At 53.2% G+C, this 23727-nt stretch carries 19 protein-coding genes; 14 read left to right on the top strand and 5 right to left on the bottom strand.

Annotated elements, in window-relative coordinates:
- Nucleotides 1-56: 56 nt before the first annotated feature.
- The 6 genes from AC2FNE_RS09075 to mdoH all read left to right on the top strand — a co-directional run bounded on the left by AC2FNE_RS09075 (nt 57) and on the right by mdoH (nt 9009).
- The gene (locus AC2FNE_RS09075; RefSeq protein WP_170605078.1) at nt 57-1676 is read left to right on the top strand and encodes a thiamine pyrophosphate-binding protein; all 1620 of its coding nucleotides are present in this window, start codon (nt 57-59) and stop codon (nt 1674-1676) included.
- The gene (locus AC2FNE_RS09070; RefSeq protein WP_170605077.1) at nt 1663-2847 is read left to right on the top strand and encodes a CaiB/BaiF CoA transferase family protein; all 1185 of its coding nucleotides are present in this window, start codon (nt 1663-1665) and stop codon (nt 2845-2847) included. Before AC2FNE_RS09075 ends, AC2FNE_RS09070 begins: the two co-directional genes overlap by 14 nt.
- A 180-nt stretch (nt 2848-3027) precedes the next feature.
- On the top strand, nt 3028-4398 hold the full coding sequence (locus tag AC2FNE_RS09065; RefSeq protein WP_496805212.1) for a tetratricopeptide repeat protein: 1371 nt from the start codon (nt 3028-3030) through the stop codon (nt 4396-4398).
- A 29-nt stretch (nt 4399-4427) separates the two neighbouring features.
- Entirely contained in the window at nt 4428-5645 is a 1218-nt protein-coding gene (locus tag AC2FNE_RS09060) for an OpgC family protein (protein ID WP_170605073.1), read from the top strand.
- Nucleotides 5642-7141, top strand: a complete 1500-nt coding sequence (locus tag AC2FNE_RS09055) for an OpgD/OpgG family glucan biosynthesis protein (RefSeq protein ID WP_496805211.1) — start codon at nt 5642-5644, stop codon at nt 7139-7141. Before AC2FNE_RS09060 ends, AC2FNE_RS09055 begins: the two co-directional genes overlap by 4 nt.
- Nucleotides 7138-9009, top strand: coding sequence for a glucans biosynthesis glucosyltransferase MdoH (gene mdoH, locus AC2FNE_RS09050; RefSeq protein ID WP_496805210.1), 1872 nt, complete (start codon nt 7138-7140; stop codon nt 9007-9009). The genes AC2FNE_RS09055 and mdoH overlap by 4 nt, the downstream gene beginning before the upstream one ends.
- Here the strand turns inward: mdoH and AC2FNE_RS09045 are convergent, their stop codons facing one another.
- Together AC2FNE_RS09045 and AC2FNE_RS09040 are read right to left on the bottom strand one after the other, a co-directional pair.
- The gene (locus AC2FNE_RS09045) at nt 9010-9825 is read right to left on the bottom strand and encodes a CE1 family esterase (protein ID WP_170605067.1); all 816 of its coding nucleotides are present in this window, start codon (nt 9823-9825) and stop codon (nt 9010-9012) included.
- Nucleotides 9825-10295 (bottom strand): rhodanese-like domain-containing protein, encoded by a 471-nt coding sequence (locus AC2FNE_RS09040; RefSeq protein ID WP_367648121.1) that lies wholly within the window; start codon nt 10293-10295, stop codon nt 9825-9827. Before AC2FNE_RS09040 ends, AC2FNE_RS09045 begins: the two co-directional genes overlap by 1 nt.
- A gap of 224 nt (nt 10296-10519) precedes the next feature.
- Between AC2FNE_RS09040 and AC2FNE_RS09035 the strand changes: the two genes are divergently transcribed.
- From AC2FNE_RS09035 to selD, 7 genes are read left to right on the top strand one after another with little or no spacing between them, the layout of a single operon-like run.
- Nucleotides 10520-13390 (top strand): monovalent cation/H+ antiporter subunit A, encoded by a 2871-nt coding sequence (locus AC2FNE_RS09035; RefSeq protein ID WP_496773436.1) that lies wholly within the window; start codon nt 10520-10522, stop codon nt 13388-13390.
- Nucleotides 13390-13749, top strand: a complete 360-nt coding sequence (locus AC2FNE_RS09030; protein WP_170472998.1) for a Na+/H+ antiporter subunit C — start codon at nt 13390-13392, stop codon at nt 13747-13749. The genes AC2FNE_RS09035 and AC2FNE_RS09030 overlap by 1 nt, the downstream gene beginning before the upstream one ends.
- Nucleotides 13746-15290, top strand: coding sequence for a monovalent cation/H+ antiporter subunit D (locus tag AC2FNE_RS09025; RefSeq protein WP_170605061.1), 1545 nt, complete (start codon nt 13746-13748; stop codon nt 15288-15290). The genes AC2FNE_RS09030 and AC2FNE_RS09025 overlap by 4 nt, the downstream gene beginning before the upstream one ends.
- Entirely contained in the window at nt 15290-15787 is a 498-nt protein-coding gene (locus AC2FNE_RS09020) for a Na+/H+ antiporter subunit E (RefSeq protein ID WP_170473002.1), read from the top strand. Before AC2FNE_RS09025 ends, AC2FNE_RS09020 begins: the two co-directional genes overlap by 1 nt.
- Nucleotides 15784-16053: a K+/H+ antiporter subunit F gene (locus AC2FNE_RS09015; protein ID WP_170473003.1), complete on the top strand. Its 270-nt coding sequence runs from the start codon at nt 15784-15786 to the stop codon at nt 16051-16053. The genes AC2FNE_RS09020 and AC2FNE_RS09015 overlap by 4 nt, the downstream gene beginning before the upstream one ends.
- 7 nt (nt 16054-16060) lie before the next feature.
- Nucleotides 16061-16447 carry a Na+/H+ antiporter subunit G gene (locus AC2FNE_RS09010; protein WP_170605059.1) on the top strand — a complete coding sequence of 129 codons (387 nt, stop codon included), beginning with the start codon at nt 16061-16063 and terminating at the stop codon, nt 16445-16447.
- Between the two features lie 5 nt (nt 16448-16452).
- Nucleotides 16453-18612, top strand: coding sequence for a selenide, water dikinase SelD (selD, locus tag AC2FNE_RS09005; protein WP_496805209.1), 2160 nt, complete (start codon nt 16453-16455; stop codon nt 18610-18612).
- Here selD and mnmH read toward each other — a convergent pair.
- The gene (gene mnmH, locus AC2FNE_RS09000) at nt 18603-19655 is read right to left on the bottom strand and encodes a tRNA 2-selenouridine(34) synthase MnmH (protein ID WP_496805208.1); all 1053 of its coding nucleotides are present in this window, start codon (nt 19653-19655) and stop codon (nt 18603-18605) included. The genes selD and mnmH overlap by 10 nt on opposite strands.
- A 42-nt stretch (nt 19656-19697) precedes the next feature.
- A complete protein-coding gene (locus tag AC2FNE_RS08995) occupies nt 19698-20366 on the bottom strand; it encodes an SOS response-associated peptidase (protein ID WP_170473011.1) in 669 nt (222 codons plus the stop codon).
- Nucleotides 20367-20418: 52 nt separating this feature from the next.
- Here AC2FNE_RS08995 and AC2FNE_RS08990 point away from each other — a divergent pair, with 52 nt between their 5' ends.
- A complete protein-coding gene (locus AC2FNE_RS08990) occupies nt 20419-22071 on the top strand; it encodes a tetratricopeptide repeat-containing sulfotransferase family protein (protein ID WP_496805207.1) in 1653 nt (550 codons plus the stop codon).
- Nucleotides 22072-22120: 49 nt separating this feature from the next.
- Here AC2FNE_RS08990 and AC2FNE_RS08985 read toward each other — a convergent pair whose 3' ends face one another.
- The gene (locus AC2FNE_RS08985) at nt 22121-23698 is read right to left on the bottom strand and encodes a bifunctional metallophosphatase/5'-nucleotidase (RefSeq protein ID WP_170605051.1); all 1578 of its coding nucleotides are present in this window, start codon (nt 23696-23698) and stop codon (nt 22121-22123) included.
- Nucleotides 23699-23727 lie beyond the last annotated feature (29 nt).

Below are 23727 nucleotides of genomic sequence, written 5' to 3'. Positions count from 1 at the left end.
CTTCCGGTGCCGGGCTCCGCAATCTGCTCGGAAGTGAATAGATCGGAGCACGACCAATGCAGGACCTTCAGCCCCGCGCTGCGGATCTTTTGGCACAAAGACTTTACGAAGCTGGATGTCGTCACGCATTCGGTATGCCCGGCGGAGAAGTTCTGACGCTTGTGGATGCGTTAGAAAAGGCTGGTATCGCTTTTCATCTTGCCAAACACGAAAATGCAGCCGGCTTTATGGCAGAAGCAGTACACCATCGAGATGGCGCACCCGCCATTCTGGTAGCAACTTTAGGTCCCGGAGCCATGAATGGGGTCAATGTCGTTGCCAACGCCATGCAGGACAGGGTGCCTATGATCGTGTTGACAGGTTGTGTCGACGCTGACGAAGCGCTGACCTACACACATCAAGTGATGGACCACGGCCAGGTATTCCAATCCATCACCAAGGGTACGTTTCTTTTGACAGCCCGTGGCGCCGACGTAATCACGGACAAGGCCGTTTCCCTGGCCAATCAACCTCGTCCCGGTCCTGTCCATATTGATGTGCCGATCTCAGTTGCCGATACCCGCGTGAAAAATGTTAAACGCCGCCGTTTGGCTAAAGCGGCTGCAGTCTCACCGAAAGGCGAGTGCCTTGAAAAGGCCCGTCGGTGGGTGTCAGAAGCAAAACGACCGATCGCCATAATTGGGCTGGACGTAATGTATGACGGCTCTCGCTGTGTCGTGCAGGCGTTTTTGGAACATTTCGGCATCCCGTTCGTAACGACGTATAAAGCCAAAGGAATTGTGCCCGAGGATCACCCCCTGTGCCTTGGCGGCGCGGGCTTGTCGCCATTGGCCGACAAACATCTGGTGCCCCTGGTGGAACAGGCTGATCTTGTCCTGTGTATCGGCTATGACCCTATCGAAATGCGTCCCGGCTGGCGCGAGATTTGGGACCCAGAGGAAAAACGGGTCATCGATATATCGGCCGTAGCCAATGACCACTACATGCATCAAGCTGGTTTAAACCTGGTCGCAGATACCGGATTGACCCTGGAGGCCATAGCCAAGGGAACCTCGGCCCGTGAAACTTGGCCAAATGGTGAGCCTGATGCCGCTAAACTTGCTCTTTCAAAGGACTTTCCAATCGATGATGAATGGGGGCCGGGTGCAGTGATCGCCGAAACCCGCGCCGCGTTACCCCCAGAAACACTTGCCGCTGCCGACAGCGGTGCGCATCGAATATTACTAAGCCAGATGTGGCAATGTGCCGAAGAGCGCGGTCTAATTCAGTCCACCGCGCTGTGCACAATGGGATGCGCTCTACCGATGGCGATTGGTCTGAAACTAGCGGAACCCGATCGCCCTGTGATCAGCTTTTCCGGTGACGCCGGTTTCCTGATGATTGCAGGAGAGTTATCGACCGCAGCCGAACATGGCGGGAACCCAATATTCCTGGTCTTTGTTGACGCCAGCCTAGCCTTGATCGAGTTGAAGCAACGTCAACGGCAAATGGGTAATCGCGGAGTGGACTTCGACCGTCATGACTTTGCTGCCATTGGCCGGGCATTTGGCGGCTACGGACACACCGTCCGCAATCGCACGGAACTTCGCGCCGCCTTAGATGAAGCGATAAAAGCCGACAAATTCAGCGTGATTGCAGCTGAAATCGACCGCGGAGGTTACGATGGCCGCATCTGAAGGCCCATTGAAAGGTGTTAAGGTTCTGGACCTGTCTCGCATATTGGCTGGACCTACTTGCACACAATTGCTGGGTGATTTGGGTGCCAGCGTCATAAAAATTGAAAACCCTGCGACTAGGGGCGATGATACACGTCAGTGGGGGCCGCCTTATGTCGAAGATGCCGAGGGCAACCGCTCGGACCTGAGCGCTTACTTTATGTCATCGAACCGCAATAAAAAGTCGGTGGCATTGGATATTGCTACACCAGAGGGGCAGGCGCAAATTCGGCGCTTGGCTTCACACGCGGACATTTTGATTGAAAACTTCAAACCGGGCGGTTTGGCCAAATATGGTTTAGACTACAAGACTATTTCGCAAGAGTTTCCCGGCCTCGTCTATTGCTCAATCTCTGGATATGGGCAGACTGGTCCAAACGCTTCAAAACCCGGCTACGATCTGATGGCACAAGGTTATGGCGGTGTCATGTCGTTGACCGGGGACCCTAGCGGTGCGCCGATGAAGGTAGGTGTCGGGATTGCCGACGTAATGTGCGGCATGTACGCATGCGTCGGAATTCTCGCCGCTTTGCGCCACCGCGATCTTACCGGCGAGGGCCAACAAATAGATTTGGCTCTGGTTGACACGCAAGTTGCTTGGTTGATCAATGAAGGGGTAAATTATCTGACCTCCGGCGATGTACCACAACGGCGCGGCAACGGGCACCCAAACATTGTGCCCTACGACGTTTACGAAACCGCAGACGGTCATGTTATTTTGGCGGTAGGGAATGACAGCCAGTTTCAAAGGTTTTGCCAGTTTTTGGAAAGGCCAGACCTTGCGGTGGACCCGCGGTTCGCAACCAACCCGTCCAGACTGGAACACCGCGAGGAATTGAACGCAGTGCTGCGCCCTGCTGTCCGAGGCCGAGATACAGACGCTGTTATTTGTGGTCTGGAAGCACTGAAGGTGCCAGTAGGACCGGTTCAATCTATTGATCAAGTCTTTGCGACAGAACAGGTCTCCGCACGGCAAATGCAGATCAAGATGCAGGCCGAACCAGGTTCCGTGAACCTGATTGGAAATCCGCTTAACTTTTCGCGGACACCTGTCACCTATCGCAGCGCCCCACCCGTTTGCGGGGCCGATACAGATGCTGTTTTGAGTGCTCAAAACCCCTTTGAGGATTGAAACACTCTGCCTAATTCGGCAGCAAGTTGCTGAAACATGTCGTTGAATCGGCGGTTTTATTCGCTTTTTCCATACACGAACTTTCACCAATTCGAGAGCAGGGTCGATACTGTTACGACGCCGCTGCACACTCTGATAAATCGAAATGTGTCAGATACCTCAATCGGATTGGACCCAAGCATGAAGCAAGACGTTTTCGGACAGATGAACACCTTGACGCAGCCGGCGAGTGTCGACGCGTGGAATGGCGTTCTTCTTGGGTTCATGGCCCATGCTGCGGTCACACCTCAGCATTTGGGTAAGGTTCTCGAGCTTGAGCCGGATTTTGCACTGGGTCACGCGGTTAAAGGATTATTCATGGTTCTGCTTGGCCGCCGCGAAATGCTGCCCGTTGCGGTCGAAGCGTTGTCGGCGGCCCAATGCGCAGCGGAACGTCAACCTGTTACTGAGCGCGAACAACTTTACATGGAAGCCTTGAAACTGTGTTTAGACGGGCAACATGTGCAAGCCGTCCAAAAGTTCGAAGCAATCCTGCGCAACCACCGCGAAGATACGCTGGCGATGAAGCTCAGCCACGCGATCCGCTTCGTTTTGGGCGACTCGAACGGAATGAGACGGTCGATTGAACGGGTTATGCCCGCTTATGCGCCCGATCATGCAGGGCGCGGTTATCTGCTGGGCTGCCATGCCTTTGCTCTGGAAGAAACAGGGGCTTACGAAAAAGCCGAAATTGCTGGTCGCCAAGCCTTATGGATGGTGTCGGACGACGCCTGGGGATTGCATGCGGTGGCGCATGTCCATGACATGACCGGCAACGCGGCTTTGGGACTAAATTGGCTGGCTGGACGTGAAGATGCATGGGCCCACTGCAACAACTTTCGCTATCACGTCTGGTGGCACAAAGCCTTGATGCACTTAGACTTGGGACAGGTCGATGAGGTGATTGATCTTTATGATCAACAGATTCGCCAGGACAAGACAGATGACTATCGCGACATCTCGAACGCCACTTCACTGCTTTCGCGCCTAGAGCTTGAGGGTGTGAACGTCGGAAACCGCTGGGAGGAGTTGGCCGACCTGAGTGCCACAAGAACAGAAGATGGCTGCCTGATATTTGCGGACTTGCATTACCTGTTAGCTCTGACCGGCGACAACCGACAGGACGCGACAGCCAAAATTTTGCACCGCATCCACAAAGACGCAAGCACGGCAGAAGATGACGTTACCGGCCGAATGGCTGATCCGGGCGTAGCTGCCGCCAAGGGGCTTGAAGCATTTGGCGACGGGCGGTACGGAGCGGCCTTCGAATACCTGAGCGCCGTACGCGGATCAATGCAACGGGCTGGTGGGAGCCACGCGCAACGTGACATCTTTGAACGGATTACAATCGATTCCGGCCTGCGTGCAGGACGTCTGGACGACGCAGAACGAATTTTAGATGACCGACGTATGAAACGAGCAGGCGGCGAGGACAATTATGCACTTGCACGTCGCGAATTGATTGAAGCCGCCCGCAATAACGGCGACGTCCAAAGCGTCCCGGCAGAATGACAAAGTAGACTAAGAAGGACAGAAAACGTATGGCGACCGTTTCGCCCGCTTCTGATTTCGCGCAGGTTTCGGTTTCGGCCGCGACCCCTGCTAGAACGCGCGATCCAAGGCTGGATTTTTATCGTGGAATCGCGATGTTCATTATCCTGATCGCACATATTCCTAACGACCCTTGGGCCAGATGGATTCCTGCACGATTTGGTTACTCCGATGCGACTGAAATATTTGTTTTCTGTTCGGGCATGGCCTCGGCTATTGCATTTGGCGGTGCGTTCATGCGCAAAGGGTGGTTGCTAGGCACCGCGCGCGTCGCGTTTCGCATCTGGCAGGTTTACTGGGCTCACATCTGTCTGTTTTTCTTTGTTGCCATGTCTATGGCTGCACTGGATCAATCCGGACTGTTTGAAAAGTCTTATGTGTCATCGCTAAACCTGCAGCATTTTTTTAATGACCCGATGCCCCAGATGGTTGGATTGTTCACTCTGACATATGTCCCGAACTATTTTGACATTTTGCCAATGTACCTGGTCGTCCTTGCCATGATGCCTTTGTTCATGGGGCTTTATCGAATTGGTTTTTGGGCCGTAGCCTTAACTTCCGCCACAGTATGGTTGGTGGCGCAATTTGGTGTTCTTGCTTTACCCGCTGAGCCTTGGTCGGATCGCCAATGGTTTTTCAACCCGTTCGGCTGGCAGTTGCTGTTTTTCACCGGTTTTGCCTTCATGCGGGGTTGGATACCCGCACCTCCGGTCTCGAAGACGCTGATTTGGGCATCGGTGGCATTTCTGATCTTGTCGATGCCATTCGGTTCCTGGAAAGTCTTTATGTGGATCGACGGCATCGCCCCTGGTGTGGCGGATAGCATTCGCGATGTTTGGCCGCAAACTAAAGAATTACGCAACAAGACAGACTTTGGCTTGTTCCGCTATATCCATTTCCTTTCATTGGCCTATCTGGGTTGGGTTGCTGCAGGTGAACATGGGCACCGCCTGATCGCCACTGGGCACAGTGCAGGTGCGCGCATCTGGCAATGGCTTATGGCCGTGATCTCCAAGGTCGGGCAGCAATCTCTCGCCGTCTTTGTGTTTTCCATGGCTGCAGCTCGACTTATAGGCGTCGGCTTGGATCAGACTGGGCGGGATGTTGCCAGCGTATTCGCCGCCAACTTGATTGGCTTTGCCATGATCATCGGCGTGGCCTATCTGGCCGCGTGGTTCAAATCACACCCATGGAAATCGAAAAAATGAATTTCACACGTCGCGCATTTCTGGCTTCTAGTACTGCTCTGGCCATGGCTCCGTCAGCGTTCGCCACAGGAGGCGAAGTGCCCTTTGACCGAAGAGATGTCATTGCATTGGCTCGTGATCTGGCTAGTCGCCCTTATGCCGAACGCGAGATGGTCCCGCAAGAGTGGCAGGATCTGACTTATCAACAATACCGTTCAATCCGGTTTCGCCTTGATCGCGCGCTTTGGTACGAGACAGAGACCCCGTTTAACGTCGATTTCTTCACACCGGGCCTCTACTTTCCACGCACCGTAAAGGTCTTGACTGTAGAACGCGGCATGGCTTCCCCGGTTGCATTCGATTTGGACATGTTCGACAAGTCCAAAGATGTGCCGCAATTGCCTATCGATGACACCCTGGGATTTTCCGGCCTACGCCTGCGCACGGAAATGCACCGCCCCGGCAAGACCGATGAATTCTGTGTATTTCAGGGCGCTAGCTATTTCCGAGCCATTGGCTTGAACGAAGTCTATGGCCTGTCGGCTCGGGGTTTAGCCCTGAAAACAGGAGATCCAGACGGCGAGGAATTTCCTGAATTCATTCGTTTCTGGCTGGAGCGTCCCGAACCCGGGCAGCGAGAGATGGTTGTCCACGCACTATTGGATAGTCCAAGCGTAACCGGAGCATATCGTTTCAAAGTCTCCGCTGGTTCTGATTGTGTTATGGATGTCGAGGCGACACTTTTCCCACGCAAGGAACTGCCCCATGTTGGAATCGCCCCAGGCACATCTATGTTCCTGTTCGATCAGACCAATCACAGCCTGTTCGACGATTTTCGCCCCGCAGTACACGACAGTGACGGCCTGCTTATCCGGAATGGTGCTGGGGAAGTGATTTGGAGGCCTTTGGCCAATCCGGCGCGCCTGCAGATTTCTTCATTCGTAGATCAAAACCCGCTGGGGTTCGGTCTATTGCAAAGAAAAAGGAAATTTTCGGACTATGCCGACCTAGAGGCGCTGTATCACAAGCGACCCAGCTTGTGGGTGGAACCCAAAGGTGATTGGGGCAAGGGTTCCGTAACATTGGTTGAAATCCCTGCGGATCAAGAGATTTATGACAACATCGTAGCCTATTGGCGCCCTGCCCAGCCCTATGCAGCCGGATCACAGGTCGATCTTTCCTACATGCTGGTCTGGGGGGAAGAACCTCAGCGCACCGCAATGCCCCGAGTCATCAACACGGCGATGGGTGAAAACACTTTTGGCGACGGGCGTCTTGCCGTAATCGATTTTGAGGCCAGCGACCTGTTTGAAGACCTCAGTGCGGTCTCGATCTTTGCCAACTCACCCCATGCCAAAACCTCTGATGGGGTACTGCAACGCAACCCAGACACAGGCGGTGTTCGGCTTGCATTCTCGTTCGAACCTGGCGATCGGGACCACGTAGAATTACGTGCGCAGCTACTGGTCGGCAAACAGCCTGCATCCGAAGTCTGGCTGTACAGATGGACTGCATGAATCGCGATTTGCAGATAATGCCGCCAGAAGCACCTCTGGCGATGCCAGCGCAGAATTTCGGCGCTGATTTTCGGGATTCTCACGTTCCTTACGCACCAAATAATCAATTGATAGGGTTTTGGCGGGCTCTCGCCTTTTCGCCAGCAATGGCGGCGACCCTGGCCCTTTTGTGGGTAATGTCCGATTGGTTCGCTGCCGAAGGGATAAACCTGATCGAAGGCATCTTGCTTGCATTGATATCGTTCAACTTCTTTTGGATTTCCTTCACCGTATGCACGGTTTTGCTCGGCATGATTTCCTTGTCGCGACTGGAAATATCTAAACGCGAAGGCCGCCCTGAACCGCTGCGCGTAGCTCTTTTAATGCCGATTTATAATGAGGTTCCTTGGTTTGTTCTGGGCAATGCCCGAACCATGTTGGAAGAGTTGCGCGAACGCAGCGGGCAGCATCACTTTGCGATGTTTATTCTGTCGGACACCCGAGACCCCGAAATCGCGGCACAGGAACAGGCTAGTATCGAAGCACTGCGCACGAGATTGGCGCCTGGGCTAGAACTTTATTACCGTCGGCGCGAACAAAACACCGACCGCAAGGTTGGCAACATTGGCGACTGGGTAAACCGTTGGGGTGCAGATTGGGATGCAATGCTGGTTTTGGATGCGGACAGCCTGATGACTGGTCGCGCCATTATGCGCTTGACTGACTCATTGGCTCGAGACACCGGCGCTGGTCTGATCCAGAGCTATCCACAGCTGATCGGAGCGCAATCAGTCTTTGCTCGCATGCAGCAATTTGCCAACGGGGTTTACGGCATAGCATTTGCTGAAGGTTTGGCCCGTTGGTGCGGACAAGAAGGCAATTATTGGGGCCACAATGCGATCATACGAACAAAGGCGTTCGCGAATTGCGCCGGCCTGCCAAAGATAAGATCGATCAATGGCCAGGAAAAGCTGATTATGAGCCACGATTTTGTCGAGGCTGGATTGCTGCGGCGTGCAGGTTGGGGCGTTCGGTTTCTACCGCGTATTCGCGGCTCATATGAAGAAACGCCCCCTACCCTTATCGACCATGCAATGCGTGATCGTCGTTGGTGCCAGGGCAATCTGCAGCACCTAAAGCTGCTGGGCTCGACCGGGTTTCGCGCGGTGTCACGCTTCCATATGTTCCACGGAGCCGTTGGCTACCTGATGTCCCCGCTCTGGTTCGCTCTGTTGGTCATGTGGGCCGTTATCGGTCAAGGCAAGGACGCGTCAGTTCTTCATTACTTCAGTCCTGACAACCCGTTATTTCCCCAATGGCCCGAGATGTCTGAAACACGCCACGTTCTGATCATTCTCGTGATGTACGGCATGCTTCTTGCGCCCAAAATCCTCGGTGTCCTCGCTTTGCCATTAAGCGGGGTGCGATACACCGAATTCGGCAGTGGGGTACGATTTGCCGTTTCTTTCGCTTCCGAAGTCGTACTGTCAATCCTTTACGCCCCGATCCTTATGGTGCAGCAAATGATCGCTGTTTTTCGGACAGTTTTGGGCATTCAGCGTGGTTGGTCACCGCAGGTCCGCGACGGCGGTTCTTACAGCCTGCGGACTCTCGCGTTCTGCCATGCATTGGAGACAATCAGCGGTTTGTTCTTAGCCGCAGGAATCGTGGCCGGCCTTGTGTCGGTTTGGTTGGCGCCAATTGCGATAAGCTTGGCGATGGCCATTCCGCTATCTGCGTTCAGCGGTGTTTCCGTGGGCGCCGCCCGCCACATGGTAGGAACACGCGAAGATTTCAAAGAGCCCGCTATTACGCGATCTGCCCGTCAGCACAGAAACGAACTCAGGCGCCTACTCGAAGGAAAACAAACGTTAAACCCGGCTGAATAATCAGCTTCCGGGTAAACCTTCGTACCAATCTAACACCATGTCGGCCCATCCCTGAGGTACATTATGACCGCCGGGGAAAAGAGCAAACTCTAACGCGGCACCATCGGCGCAACCATTCCATTTTCGGAGCATGAACTGGTCAGTTGTTCCAAACCCGCTTGGCTTTGTATCCGCGCATTCGTTGGCCTCGCGCCAGATTTCCAGGCCCACAAAAATATCACCCTGATGGAAGCGGCCTCCGCCCAATATGCGCCCCTCTAATGGAACTACGTTGTCGGTCCAACCATGGGTGTGAAACAATCGCACAGGACCATTGCACTCTTCGGGATGCGGACGCCAAAACCCGCCTGAGACGGGAACATAGGCCGAAAACGTTCCGGGTGCATGGCAAGCCAGGTAATTGACCATGAACCCACCCGCAGAAAATCCGCCCAACAAGACCCGAGTGGTGTCTATTCCGAAACGGTCAGCGGCATCCTGAACCACTTCGGTTAAAAATGCTGTTTCGTCGCGCCCTTCCCAACCGGGAAAAAAATTCCAGCTTTGCCGTCCATTGCGCATTGCACCTTCCGGAGCCATCACCGCATAGCCCCTTTCTAAGAGGGGTTCGACCATGCCCCGATTTTTCATCGTTCCAGTGCCTGTTCCTCCATATCCGTGCAAAAAAACTAATAACGGCGGACTTTCCGCGTCTGGCAGTTCGATCTGATACCCGCCATTTGCGGTCTCACACATCCCTTTTTCTGCGTCGCACGCGGCATTCGCAGAATGTGCCGACAAAGCAATACAAGCCACCAAAAATGGTTTTACTGCCATCAAACATTTTCCTCGTAATTTTTGACCGGCAATCCAGCGCGGACCCATCCTGGCCCGGCAGCAGACCCCAACATGCCCTCGGGCACGTCGATAATCCTGACGAATCCAGCTTCGGTCAGTTTGTTGCTGAGTCGTGCAGAGCGAACCCCGCGTGCACAAATTAGTGCTACAGGTTTGTTTTGATCACCCTCCAAAAGATCGGTCAGTACTTGGGAAAAATCTTCGCGCCGCATATCTAGCGGATACGCGCCCTCGCCGATTCCGGTCGACCGCCACTCCTTTGGTGTCCGAATGTCTAACAACAAAATGTCACCGGATACGGCCCGTTCGTGGGCGTCCGCGACCGCGAGTTGTTCTCCCGGATAATCTTGCGGGGTAAAACGGTATTCGCGAATTGCAATGCCACCGGCAATTGCCGCACCGGTTCCCAGAATAACCCATCTTCGCGTCCGTTTTGTCAATTGCTTCACGCAATAACCTCCTGTCTCGACAAAACGAACTCTACCATATCGCGTTTCCATTTGCCGTCAGAGATTTGCGTCAAACGCATCAAGTTCCCGTCAGAAAAATTTCCTTGTACGCTGCACTGAAGCCTTGCCTTAGAACGCAATGAAAAATTTGCAATATCTGGACAGTCATAAAATTATCCGTACTAATTTGGACCAAACTGACCGCTCAGACCGGAGTATCGCAATTGTCCCTATTCCTTATCGCGGCCCTTCCATTTCTTGGAGCTGTCTTTCCCGCTTTGCTGATCCGCGCGGGACGCAACGCGGCAGCCTCCGCAGCAGGCTTGACGACTTTTTTGGCCTTAATGGGACTTTTGATCCACATTCCAAGCGTTATGCGGGGTGAAATTGTCACCGCCCGGTTCGACTGGATACCGGGGCTGGGTCTCAACGCAAACTTCATGCTGGACGGTTTAGGTTTCCTGTTTGCTTTGTTGATACTTGGGATCGGGCTGCTGATTATTTTGTATGCGCGGTTTTACCTGTCGCGCGAAGACCCGATGGGGCAGTTCTACACTTATCTGCTGCTTTTCCAGGGTGCTATGGTCGGGATCGTTCTTTCCGACAACATCCTTCTTCTGCTTATTTTCTGGGAGCTTACATCGCTAAGTTCATTCTTGCTGATCGGATATTGGAAGCACCTGCCCGAGGGTCGACAGGGTGCTCGGATGGCATTGGCCGTCACAGGTTCAGGTGGTCTCGCGATGATTGCTGGTATGTTGATACTAGGTAACATTGTGGGCTCTTACGACCTCAGCGTTATTTTGCAGAACAAAGAACTCGTTCAGTCCTCGCCCTATTACCTTCCGGCACTGATCCTTATCCTTTTAGGTTGTTTTACGAAATCGGCACAGTTTCCGTTTCATTTTTGGCTTCCGCACGCCATGGCCGCGCCAACCCCCGTTTCGGCCTATCTGCACTCTGCCACTATGGTGAAGGCTGGCCTATTTTTGATGGCAAGGATGTGGCCAGTACTGGCTGGGACCGATGCTTGGTTTTACATCGTTGCGACAACAGGTCTGGTAACGATGCTGATCGGGGCGGTCATTGCACTGTTCAAGGATGACTTGAAGGCGCTGCTGGCGTTCTCGACCGTTTCGCATTTGGGGCTGGTCACAATGCTGCTGGGTTTCGGCACCAAATTTGCCGCTGTAGCAGCCGTGTTTCACATAATAAACCACGCGACCTTCAAGGCTGCACTTTTTATGACTGCCGGGATAGTCGATCACGAAACCGGAACGCGCGATATTAAACGTTTGGGTGGATTACGCCACCTGATGCCAATCACGTTTACAATCGGAACAATCGCGGCACTTTCCATGGCGGGTTTGCCGCCATTGAACGGCTTCCTTTCAAAAGAAATGATGCTTGAGGAAACGGTCCACACAACGTGGCTGAACTCTCACTACCTTGTGCCCGGGCTTGCCCTTTTAGCCGCCTTGTTTTCCGCTGCGTACTCATTCCGGTTCGTCGGTCATGTTTTCTTGGGACCAGAAAGGGACGATTATCCGCATCACCCTCATGACCCTCCGGTCGGATTATGGCTAGCGCCTGCGTTTCTTGTAGTTCTGGTTGTTCTCATCGGATTGTACTCCAACGCCATTGTCGGACCTCTGGTTGCAGTTGTCTCCAGTGCGGTTATTGGCGGAGAAAAACTACCTTATTACTCGCTGAAGCTTTGGCATGGTTTTACCCCGGCACTTTACATGTCGATTGTCGCGGTTCTTGGCGGTCTTTTCCTGTTGTCGCTCTACCGCCGAGCAGACCATCTGTGGAACGTACTACCCCGCCCAGAAGCCAAGACCATCTTTGACGCGGTCATACTCGCGCTGACAAAGCTAAGCCGATGGATCACAGACGAACTGCACAATGGTGTTTTAAGCCGCTACGCGGTCATCTTTGTGATCTTTACTGTTGGGCTTGGAATTTACGCATATTCCAGTGGAACGATCGGAGTTGAGACGCGTGTTCCTCTGCCTGCGCAAACCATTCCAATTATTGGTTGGATTTGCCTTGTTGGTGCAACGCTGGCGATTATGTGGTTCCACCGCAACCGGCTGCTATCGCTGGTTCTTATCGGTGTTGTCGGTCTAATCGTGTCAATGGCGTTTAACTATCTTTCGGCACCAGATTTGGCGCTGACCCAGATCTCGGTCGAAGTTGTCACGATGATCCTGCTGTTGCTGTCGCTGAACTTTCTACCTACCGAAACACCATGGGACAGTACGGCGCCGCGCCGTTGGCGAGATGCCGTAATCTCAGTAGTGGCCGGAATTGGCGCGGGTGGGTTGATTTATGCCCTGATGATGCGCGATTTCGCCTTTCCGACAATTTCGGAATTCCATCTGGCGAACTCTTACAAAGGCGGCGGGGGTACCAATGTGGTCAACGTGATTTTGGTAGATTTCCGGGGTTTTGATACATTTGGCGAAATCATCGTACTGGGTATCGCTGCCCTCATCATTTTTGCGCTCACCGAAGCTGTTCTTAGCACCAACGTGCGCGCCTACCTTTTGAACCGCAAACCGCATTGGCCACAATCCGGGGACTCGCACCCGCTGATGATGGTTGTTGCAACCAGGGTTATGATGCCGATTGCCTTGATGGTTGGTGCTTACATCTTTTTCCGCGGCCACAATCAGCCCGGCGGAGGTTTTATCGCCGGCCTGATCGTGGCGATCGCATTCCTGATGCAATACATGGCCAGCGGCTATACCTGGGCTATAGAGCGCCAAAGGTTCTATTATCACGGAACTATCGGTTGGGGTGTTCTCATTGCTGCTGCCACCGGTCTGGGGGCATGGTTCAATGAACGTCCGTTCCTGACCAGCGACTTTGGTTATATCCACTGGCCACCTCTTGAAGAGTTCGAATGGGCCACCGCAATCTTGTTCGATACCGGTGTTTTCCTGGCAGTTCTTGGTGCCGTTATGTTGGCGCTGGACAGCCTGTCCCGATTTGCGTGGCAACCGGGCATGGCCCAAGAATTTCCGATGGATATCAACCCGCTGCGGGATGATCCGCCGGAAGATGAAAATGAAAAGGAGCAGGCCTGATGGAAGCGCTTGTAGCCTCTGCCGTTGGCGTCATGACTGCCGCTGGTATTTTCCTGATCCTTCGTCGCAGGACTTTTCCGGTTATTCTGGGTCTGTCGCTCATTACGTATGCTGTCAACGTATTCCTGTTCGCTACCGGCAGGCTGGCACTCAATGCGCCAGCGGTTCTAAACAAGTACAAAGATGTCCCGTACACCGATCCACTGCCCCAGGCGCTTGTGCTTACAGCAATCGTGATATCCTTTGGAATGACGGCCGTTATCGTGATGATCGCGTTAAGTGCCTATTTGTCATCAAAAGATGACCACATCGACATGACGGCGCAGGACGTTGTGGATGCGCCGGGAGATGACGCATGAACCACTGGATCGTTGCGCCGATCGTCCTCCCCGCGATCCTGGCCCCATTTATAATTATGGTCCTGCGCTACCACCTTGATCTCCAACGTATATTTTCCGTAGCTGGGGTTGTGGGACTGCTGGGAATCGCGTTGACCATCACGGCCCAGGCAAGTGGCGATGTAATTCAAGTCTACGAGCTGGGAAATTGGCCCGCACCTTTTGGTATTGTCTTAGTATTGGACCGTATGTCCGCCATGATGGTCCTGCTGACAGCACTGCTGGCCCTGCCGATCGTCTTATATGCAATAGCGTCGGGTTGGGATGATAGGGGAAAACACTTCCACTCGCTGTTCCAGTTTCAGCTGATGGGCGTATGCGGTGCTTTCCTGACCGGAGACGCATTCAACCTATTTGTCTTTTTCGAAGTGCTTCTGATCGCATCTTACGGGTTGATGACACATGGCGGCGGCGCGATCCGACTAAAGGCGGGAGTGCAATATGTAGCTTATAACCTGTTGGGTTCGACCCTGTTTCTGTTTGCTCTGGGCACGATATACGCGGTGACGGGAACCCTGAACATGGCGGACCTTGCGGTGCGCGTAGCTGAAATTCCGCCTGAAGATACTGCGCTATTGCGGGTTGGTGCAGTCCTGTTACTGTTGGTGTTCTGTATCAAGGCCGCTGTTCTGCCACTGCATTTCTGGCTTCCTTCCAGCTATGCAAACGCGCCCTTACCAGTCGCGGCTCTTTTTGCGATTATGACCAAAGTCGGCGCATATTCTATCCTTCGGGTGTATACTCTCGTGTTTGGGCCAGAGCTCCCTGTTTCGGAGGGGTTAGCTGGAGAATGGTTGGTGCCAGCAGCGTTGTTGACGCTGGCCGTCGGCACAATCGGTATACTTGGATCACAGCATATTGCACGCATGGTTGCTTTTTGTGCCATCGCGTCGATGGGAACCCTTTTGATCGCCATATCGCTGTTTAATGAGGCCGCAACCGCTGCGGCGCTTTATTACGTCTTCCACTCGACACTGGCGACCGCCTTGTTGTTCCTTGTCGCCGATTTGGTGATGCAACGCCAGACCGGTGCGATCAGACCCGTGGCACCAATGCCGCAAGGCGGGTTGATTGCGGCGCTGTTTTTTGTGGGCGCCATCGCTATGGCCGGAATGCCGCCATTGTCCGGTTTCATTGGCAAGTTGCTGGTGCTTGATGCCACGCGCGATGCTTCCAACACCCATGCTGTATGGGCCGTGATCCTGATCGGATCCTTCGTGACCATTGTGGGCCTCGCCAGAGCCGGGTCATTGATTTTCTGGAAAAGCCATGACGCCCAACACAACACTGAGGCCGACCCAGAAAATCAGGAAGAAATTCCGCATCCGCCTGCACCCGAACCTATGCCCGGTTTGACTTTTTCAGCCGTTTTTGGACTAGTTTTAGGGCTTGTCCTGTTGACCCTTTTTGCGGGTCCTGCGCTTCAATACGCCAGCAACACGGCTGAGCAATTGTTCACGCCCGAAAACTACATTTCGGCTGTATTAGGAGGAGAACAGTGATGAAACTGCTCCGCCGTATATTCCCCCACCCTCACCTGACATTTCTTTTGACGTTGGTTTGGATCCTTTTGGCGAACAAACCTTCGCTGAACTCGCTGGTTTTTGGTTTGATCCTCGGAATTATTATTCCATTCATTACGCAACCCTATTGGCCGGACAGACCGAAACTGCGTAACTGGCCGATGGTGGTAGAGTACATGCTGGTCGTTCTTTGGGATATTGTCATTGCCAACATCACAGTTGCCCGCATCATACTTTTCAAACGCAATGCTGACCGACAACCTAACTGGGTGTCTATCCCGTTGGAATTGCGAACGCCCGAGGCAATCACTGTTCTGGCTGGAACAATTACAATGACGCCCGGCACTGTCAGTTGCGACCTGTCGGCACAAGGTCACAACCTTTTGGTTCATTGTCTTGATAGCCCCGACCCGAATGCGGTTCGTGATCAAATCAAACAACGCTACGAACGCCGCCTAAAGGAGATTTTCGAATGATCACCTATGCGACTTACTTTGCTTTCTCTTGTTTTGGCGCGGCGATCATTTTGTGCCTTTGGCGGATCATCAGCGCCGAGGGTGTTGGCACCCGCGTTCTGGCGCTCGACACTATGGTAATCAATACGATCGCCTTGATAATCCTTTATGGACTCAGGTTGGGCACAGAAATATTTTTCGAGGCTGCCATGATAATCGCAATGCTTGGTTTCGTTTCTACAGTGGCCTACGCGCGGTTTATGCTGCGCGGCAACATTATCGAGTGAGGTTATGATGCAGTTCCTGTTCGAAATCCTCATCTCATTTTTCTTAATCGTTTCAGGTATCTTTGGCTTTGTCGGGTCGTTTGGAATGATAAAACTGAAAGACCCAATGTCCCGTCTGCACGCGCCAACCAAGGCGACAACTCTGGGCGTCGGCGGCGTATTGCTTGCATCTATTTTTCACTCAGGTTTGATCGAAGGACAGCTGTCTTTACACGAATTGCTTATTACCCTGTTTTTGTTCCTTACGGCTCCGATCACGGCCCTGTTTATTGCCAAGTGGCATATACACAGGCATGAAAAGCCCGTCGATCTGCCGGATGCGGGCGAGGATGAACTGTGGGCAACTCATGCGGTTGAACAGGTCGAAGACGTGCCCGAGCACAGCGCGAAGTAACTCCAATGCACACTCCTCCGCTGCCTTTGACCCGTGATTTGGTCTTGATTGGCGGAGGCCATACTCACGCCTTGTTACTGCGAAAGTGGGGTATGAACCCGTTGCCCGGTGTTCGGGTAACAGTAATAAATCCTGGTCCGACTGCACCTTATTCAGGGATGCTGCCTGGGTTCGTAGCCGGCCATTACGATAGGGTCGAGCTGGATATAGACCTAATTCAACTGGCCAGATTTGCCGGTGCTCGCATTGTGTTAGGGGCTGTGGACGGCATAGACACCGATGAGCGACTGGTTCACGTTCCAGACCGCCCGCCGATAGCATTTGATGTAGCTTCGGTGAATGTCGGGATAACTTCGGAAATGCCGGAATTTCCCGGTTTCGCCGATTACGCTGTTCCGGCCAAACCGCTTGGCCAATTTGCCGCAAATTGGGGTCAGTATTTGGAAGGTGATGGCCCCGCTTCCGTCGCCGTTATTGGCGGTGGCGTTGCCGGGGTCGAGCTGGCCATGGCCATGGCCCATGCGCTGAGCGCAAAAGGACGAGAGTCGCGCGTCACATTGATAGATCATGCAAGCGTGCTGAATTCTACTGCCCCTAAAACCACTGCGACTATCCTTCAAAACATGAAAGGGCTTGGGATTGAAGTCGTCGAAAACGCGAAGATCGCAGAGGTTACAAAGGAAGGAATTAAGTTCGTGGATGGCCGAAGCATCCCAGCTGATTTTGTCACTGGAGCCGCAGGTGCTCGACCTTATGATTGGTTGGCCCGAACTGGACTAGCGCTGGATAGCGGATACATCCGCGTCGACGCGCACCTTCAATCGAGTAACACCGCGATTTTCGCGGCTGGCGATTGTGCCCATTTAGCGCATAACCCTCGCCCCAAGGCTGGCGTTTTCGCGGTACGAGAGGCTCCGGTTCTATACAACAACTTACGGGCGGCTCTTGGTTCAGGACGAATGCGTCGTTATAGACCGCAAAAAGACTACCTCAAGTTGATTTCACTTGGCGGCAAGTCAGCGCTGGGCGAACGGTTTGGCACGTCTTTTAGTGGTCCGTTGATGTGGGTTTGGAAAAACCACATCGATCAGAGTTTTATGAACCGGTTCCGAGATTTACCCCAAATGAAGGCTTTGGCCCTTCCAAGGCAACGCGCTGCCGGTCTACGTGAGGCGTTGGGTGACAAACCTATGTGCGGCGGTTGCGGCGCCAAGGTTGGGCGAAATGCTTTGCGGACCTCACTTCGGAACCTGCCACCGCCTAAACGAGAGGACATAACACCCCTGCCCGGCGACGATGCAGCGTTACTGACGACAGGAGGGGTTCACCAAGTCATGACCTCGGATCATCTGCGCGGCTTCGTTCTTGATCCCGTCCTGATGACGCGTATAGCTGCTGTCCATGCTCTGGGTGACATATGGGCTATGGGGGCCGCACCACAGGCTGCGACTGCAACGATTATCCTTCCGCGAATGTCGCCTGATCTGCAGCGCCGCACAATGTCCGAGATTATGGAAACTGCTACCGACGTTATGCGTAACGCAGGGGCAGAAATTGTGGGCGGTCACAGCTCATTGGGTGACGAGATGACAATCGGATTCACCCTAACCGGACTGTGCGACAAAAAGCCGATTACCTTATCTGGGGCACAACCCAATGACGTTTTGATCCTGACCAAACCGTTGGGAAGTGGTGTTCTGATGGCTGCTGAAATGGCGGGTAAGGCCAAAGGTACCTGGATGGCAGAAGCCTACGGATTGATGGCGCAACCACAGGGTGCCGCGTCTGCCATTCTGACCCAAGCAAGTGCTATGACCGATGTAACCGGGTTTGGCCTGGCTGGGCACCTGCAGGGAATATGCGCTGCCGCTAGCTGTGGCGCCACGATAATCCTTGAATCCGTGCCGTTTATGGCCGGTGCCGCTGAACTCAGTGAACAAGGCATACGGTCGACAATATTTCCAGAAAACAGGTTGATCACGCCCGAGCTGCCCGGAGGTAGTAATGCGGATATCTTGTTCGATCCGCAAACCGCAGGCGGATTGCTAGCTGCGGTAAAGGCTGTTGAGGCAGAAGCATTGTTGGACCAGTTGCTGCGGGCTGGGTTTACGGCCGCGATTATCGGGCACCTTAACAGCGCCCCCGGCCTGCGGCTTCAGAGTTGAGCAAGAACTTCTTGAACCCGGCTTGCAGCCGTGGCTAGCCCATTGTTATCCAGTGTGGCCAATTCGATCTTTGCAATTATTTCCGCACGCTGACAGCGGCGTGACTTGGCATATGCCAAATCATAATGCTGCTCCATCAAAGCGCGGGTCAAAGCGTGTTTGTCATTGGACTCGATCATTGCAAGCCAACTGTCTACAACCGAATGACCACGATGGAAGCGCAATGGCGACAACCGATCTCGCAGGCGCTCATGGTCCGAAAGTATATCATCGTAGGTTTTGACCAGATAAGTAGTGCGCAACTCAATAGGGGCCGAAACCAAAATACGCGGTGCGTTGCACAATGCGGTCCAAAATGTTGGGGGCAACAACAAATTGCCAATTTTAGAAGATTCTGCCTCGACCACGACAGGTCGATTTTTGTCCATTTCACACAATTTCTTAGCCAGAGCAGATTCAAAGGCCTTTTGGGTTGGTTGCCCACCCGGTCTTTCACCCAATAGAGATCCGCGATGGTTGGCCAGCCCTTCGAGGTCCAGAACTTGTATTCCAAGCGTCTGTAACAATTGCAGGAGTTCTGTTTTGGCGGTCCCTGTATTTCCGTCCAATGCCACGATCCTAAGGGGTAATGGGTCTTGGTATAAGTACTTATTTACAAGGCGTCGGTAGCTTCGATAGCCACCTTCAATGACTTCGGCGCGCCATCCAATCTGCTGCAACATCCATGAAAATGAACCGGAACGTTGCCCGCCCCGCCAGCAATAAACAAGTGGTTTCCATCCACCTTCGTGATGACTGAGGCTATTTTCGATGTGAGCTGCCGCGTTACGGAAGACCATCGCTGCACCAACCTTGCGCGCCAGAAACGGGTTTTGCTGCACATAGATCGTTCCTACCGCGGCCCGTTCTTCGTTATCAAGAACCGGAAGATTGATAGCCTCTGGCAAGTGGTCTTCGGCAAATTCCGCAGGGCTGCGCACGTCGATGACGGCATCGAATGAATGCATATAGAGTTGCGACAGGTCAGAAAATTTCAGGGCCATATCAATCCTCTATCCGGCCAAGGACGAGAAGGAAAGTTGCAGTTAGTCACCTTGGACAGGTTCTATCAATCCCGGTCCCGAAGCACGGTTGGAATTTACTGCGCGTCCGACACGATGGAATTCCAGAATTTCCTCTGCACCCGGACACATAAGTTTTGCAGCTCCTTTCCCGGCCTCCCCCAACCAGAGCGCCCAATCCTCGGGCTCTAGTATCAAAGGCATCCGGTGGTGAATATTGCCGAGTTTTTTGTTCGCCGCTGTCGTAACGATCGCACAGGTTCTCTGCCGTGCGGTTTCAGGCCCCCAATCCTGCCAAACGCCGGCAAAAGCGATGGCCCCGCTGTCGTGGCGGTGGATGTACCATGGTAACCTTTGCCCATCCTCGGATTTAGTCCATTCGTAAAAACCCGTCGCAACAACCAGGCATCGCCTTTCGCGGCAAGCAGCGCGAAAGGCGGGTTTGTCGGCCAAGGTCTCAGCCCGGGCATTGATCAACAATGGCCCAGCAGTTTCTGTTTTGTACCAATGCGGCAGAAACCCCCATCGTAGCGCATCCAGACGACGCGCGCCGTCCGATGAACGCACCACGTGCACCAAGTTCGTTGGACACACATTGAAATTGGGAACATGCGGCAAATCGTTGGCCGGACGTGCGGCGAACAGCTGAGCCATCGCATCGTTCGGAAGTGTTATTGCAAATCTTCCACACATGTTAATGATTTGATAACCATTCTTGTCAGCACGTACGCGGAAAATGCGCCCTATGGCACAACAAACAGCGAAATCCCTAAAGAGCAAAGCGTTAAGTGATCTTAAGTCTGGGAAATTTCCACAGGCAGTGAAAAAGGCGCAGCTTGGTGCCAAGAAATTTCCTAATGATGTGGATTACCACGCAATAGCGGGATTTGCCCTGACACAAATGGAACGTTATCGACAGTCGATTTCGCATTTCGTCGAAGCCGCGCGAATTAAGCCTGAAGACGCACAATTCGCTGAAAATCTGGCAAACGCCTTGATGCAGACGGGTCAAATTCCGCAAGCGCTGACTTACGCGGAAAAGAAGCTCAGGCAATTCCCAAACAATAGCGAGCTAACCAGGGTCATTGACGAGATCGGCATGAAAGGAACCAATAGTCGGCAGATCATCGACTATACGACTCAGCGTTTGACTGCTGAACCTGAAAACCCGGTGTTATACCTGAACCGGGGTCGCGCTTACGGACGCGTCGGTTTTTTAGCACAAAGTTCCGCTGATTATGCTCGCGCATACGAGCTTGCCCCCGACAATACCGAAATCGCCTGTCAAATGGCAATCGATCTGCGTCATTCGGGCGATATCCACGGCAGCACGAAAATGCTCCACGATGTTTTGCAGTCAGATAGCCAGCATGCAAAGACCCTGCATCAATTGGCGACGATGGCCGATCGAGACGAAGCGCAAGAACTGCTGAACAATGTTGAAACGGCCATCGCCGCGCAGCCACACACCGATGTAGACTTGGAGTTCGCCAAGGCCCATTTGATATCCCGTATGGATAGTCTGGCTGCGGCAATGCCCCAGTTCGCGCACGCCAATACCGCTCAACATCAGGTAAACCCCTACGACCCCGCCGCAGAAGAAGATCAGCTGAACCGCATTCGCAACCTATTCCCAATCGACAATACGCTCCCTGAATCGGATGAAACTTCGACCCCGATGCCCATATTTGTAGTCGGGCAACCTCGCTCGGGTACTACGCTGATGGAAATGATGCTAAGCGTAGTAAATGAAGTTTTCGGCTGCGGCGAGCTGTCTCTGGCTGGGGATTTGTCCCGACCTTTTATTGATGATCAAAAGTCCTTTAATGAACAGGACGCGAAAGCTTTTGCGCGGGATTACTGCAACTTGATGCCGCCACTACCAGATGGCGCAACTGCGTTCATCGACAAGATGCCACACAACTATCAACTTCTTGGTTTCTTGGCGGCCGCCTTTCCAAACGCCAAATTTATCAATATCTTACGCGATCCCCGTGATGTTGGGTTGTCCAAATGGACACGACGATTTCCGGCACTCGGCATGAGGTATTCCTCGAACCTAAGGGCGATTGCCCATTCGGCCAACTTGTATCGCCAATATATGAATCATTGGGATCGGATTTTCGGTGAACGCATCATGGCGATTTCCTACGAAAACCTCGTTGGCAATCCCGAAGCTTACAGCCGAAAAGTGGCTGCCTTTTGCGGAATAGGCTGGACCGAACGCATGATCCACCCAGAAGAAAACACTAAACAGGTGCGAACGGCCAGCGCCGATCGGGTTCGCAGAGCAATTACGACCCGGTCCATTGGTGGTTGGCGCAAAGTCGAAGATCACTTGAAGCCCATGCTGGATGACTTGGACCGTTCACTCTGGCCAGAATACGATTTGAATTGAAATGAAAAAAGGCCGCCCGTGACAGGCGGCCTTAAAAGGTTGAGCCAACTTACTTCTGTTTTATACGTCCATCCAGATAAGGCTGATATGGCGCGTTTTCGGCTAGGTACTCAGCTGTTACGTCGGCAAGGTCGGGGCCAAAATCATAGGCGTTTTTGTCGTCGCCCTCGAACATTTTGTAGCCGTCGCCGCCATTGCGAACGTAATTATTCGTGACAACCAGATAAGTCGCCGCCGGGTCAATCGGCTCAAAGCCATCTCCTTTGGCAACCAACACCTCGACAATTCGGCCTTCGTTTGGGGCAACTGCGGGATCCCAAGTAAAAGTCATTCCAGCGACCTGAGGGAAGCGGCCTTTGACTTCTTCGACTTGGCTAACACCGTTTTCAAGTGCGTCGATTACGCCCTGACCACTTATTTCAAACGTCGAAAGAGTGTTTTGGAATGGCAGTACAGTCAGCACCTCGCCCATAGTCACGTCGCCCGGATCGATCGACGCCCGCAAACCACCTGAGTTGGCGATCGCCAGTTGCACGCCCTGATCGGCCACGCGTGCCAACATCGCGTCTGCCACTAGGTTGCCCATCTCGCATTCCTGAACGCGACAGATCGCACGGTCACCTTCAATGGCGGCCGCCGAATTTGCCACAACCTTGTTTCGGATTTCCTCCAGTGGTTTTGCCAGCTCTGCAATTCGGTCTAGCGCCGCCTGATCCTCTGTCACGGTGTTGTCCATGATCAGAGGCTCACCGCTTGCTTCGATGACGTTTCCATCGTCGTCGAAGGTCACATTTAGCTCGCCCAGGAACTTGCCGTATGCGTAGGCTTGGACAATTTGAACACCGTTCACAACGGTGGGGTAAGGGCCAACTGCCTTATCGGATACGTTAGACAGGTAAGTGTTCGAATGTCCGCCCACAATCACATCGACACCAGTCGTCTCTTGCGCAACGCGCTGGTCAACTCCGTAGCCGGAATGACTTAGAACGATGATCTTATTTACGCCCTCAGCAGTCAGTTTTTCGACTTCGGCTTGAACGGCGGGCACAGGATCAGAAAAAGTGATATTCGGACCGGGCGAGGCCAGATCGTGCGTATCTTCGGGGGTAAGGCCAACCAAACCAATCTTTTCACCGCCAATTTCAATAACGGTCGATTTCTTTATTTTGTCCGTTAGCAGCTCTTCATCCTTAATGTCCGCGTTCGACATCAATACTGGAAAATCTACTGAATCGATGAACCCACGAAGAACTTCGGGCCCGTCGTCGAATTCGTGATTGCCAACCGTCATCGCGTCGTAACCAAGTTTGTTCATGAACTCGGCTGCAACCTTTCCCTTGTAATATGTGTAGAACAACGAACCTTGAAATTGGTCGCCGCCATCCACAAGAATAGAATTGTCGGCACGATCGCGCGCTTCTTTCACCGCAGTCACCAAACGTGCCGAGCCGCCAAAGCATTTGCCCTCGGCGTTGTCTTCCTCTCCGCAGCCACTGTCATATTTGTTGATCGGCTCGAAACGAGCATGAAAGTCATTGGTGTGCAGAATCGTCAGTTTATAATCTGCTGCCGCCACCCCTGCGGTTAGACCGAAAACTGCGGCTGTAGCCAGAAATCTGGTAAGCATTGAGAAACTCCCTGTTATTGATTGCCAAG

Source organism: Ruegeria sp. YKSD179, assembly GCF_059612885.1.
Note: the sequence above shows the minus strand (reverse complement) of the source record. Positions and strands in the feature narration are given on the sequence as shown.

Bases quoted from the DNA above. Each gene is read 5' to 3' on its own strand.
- AC2FNE_RS08995 (WP_170473011.1), bottom strand. From the start codon at position 20,366: ATGTGTGGAAGATTTGCAATAACACTTCCGAACGATGCGATGGCTCAG.
- AC2FNE_RS09015 (WP_170473003.1), top strand. From the start codon at position 15,784: ATGATCACCTATGCGACTTACTTTGCTTTCTCTTGTTTTGGCGCGGCG.
- AC2FNE_RS09060 (WP_170605073.1), top strand. From the start codon at position 4,428: ATGGCGACCGTTTCGCCCGCTTCTGATTTCGCGCAGGTTTCGGTTTCG.
- AC2FNE_RS08985 (WP_170605051.1), bottom strand. From the start codon at position 23,698: ATGCTTACCAGATTTCTGGCTACAGCCGCAGTTTTCGGTCTAACCGCA.
- AC2FNE_RS08990 (WP_496805207.1), top strand. From the start codon at position 20,419: ATGGCACAACAAACAGCGAAATCCCTAAAGAGCAAAGCGTTAAGTGAT.
- AC2FNE_RS09055 (WP_496805211.1), top strand. From the start codon at position 5,642: ATGAATTTCACACGTCGCGCATTTCTGGCTTCTAGTACTGCTCTGGCC.
- AC2FNE_RS09045 (WP_170605067.1), bottom strand. From the start codon at position 9,825: ATGGCAGTAAAACCATTTTTGGTGGCTTGTATTGCTTTGTCGGCACAT.
- AC2FNE_RS09020 (WP_170473002.1), top strand. From the start codon at position 15,290: ATGAAACTGCTCCGCCGTATATTCCCCCACCCTCACCTGACATTTCTT.
- AC2FNE_RS09065 (WP_496805212.1), top strand. From the start codon at position 3,028: ATGAAGCAAGACGTTTTCGGACAGATGAACACCTTGACGCAGCCGGCG.
- AC2FNE_RS09075 (WP_170605078.1), top strand. From the start codon at position 57: ATGCAGGACCTTCAGCCCCGCGCTGCGGATCTTTTGGCACAAAGACTT.
- mnmH (WP_496805208.1), bottom strand. From the start codon at position 19,655: ATGGCCCTGAAATTTTCTGACCTGTCGCAACTCTATATGCATTCATTC.
- mdoH (WP_496805210.1), top strand. From the start codon at position 7,138: ATGAATCGCGATTTGCAGATAATGCCGCCAGAAGCACCTCTGGCGATG.
- AC2FNE_RS09070 (WP_170605077.1), top strand. From the start codon at position 1,663: ATGGCCGCATCTGAAGGCCCATTGAAAGGTGTTAAGGTTCTGGACCTG.
- AC2FNE_RS09030 (WP_170472998.1), top strand. From the start codon at position 13,390: ATGGAAGCGCTTGTAGCCTCTGCCGTTGGCGTCATGACTGCCGCTGGT.
- AC2FNE_RS09010 (WP_170605059.1), top strand. From the start codon at position 16,061: ATGCAGTTCCTGTTCGAAATCCTCATCTCATTTTTCTTAATCGTTTCA.
- selD (WP_496805209.1), top strand. From the start codon at position 16,453: ATGCACACTCCTCCGCTGCCTTTGACCCGTGATTTGGTCTTGATTGGC.
- AC2FNE_RS09025 (WP_170605061.1), top strand. From the start codon at position 13,746: ATGAACCACTGGATCGTTGCGCCGATCGTCCTCCCCGCGATCCTGGCC.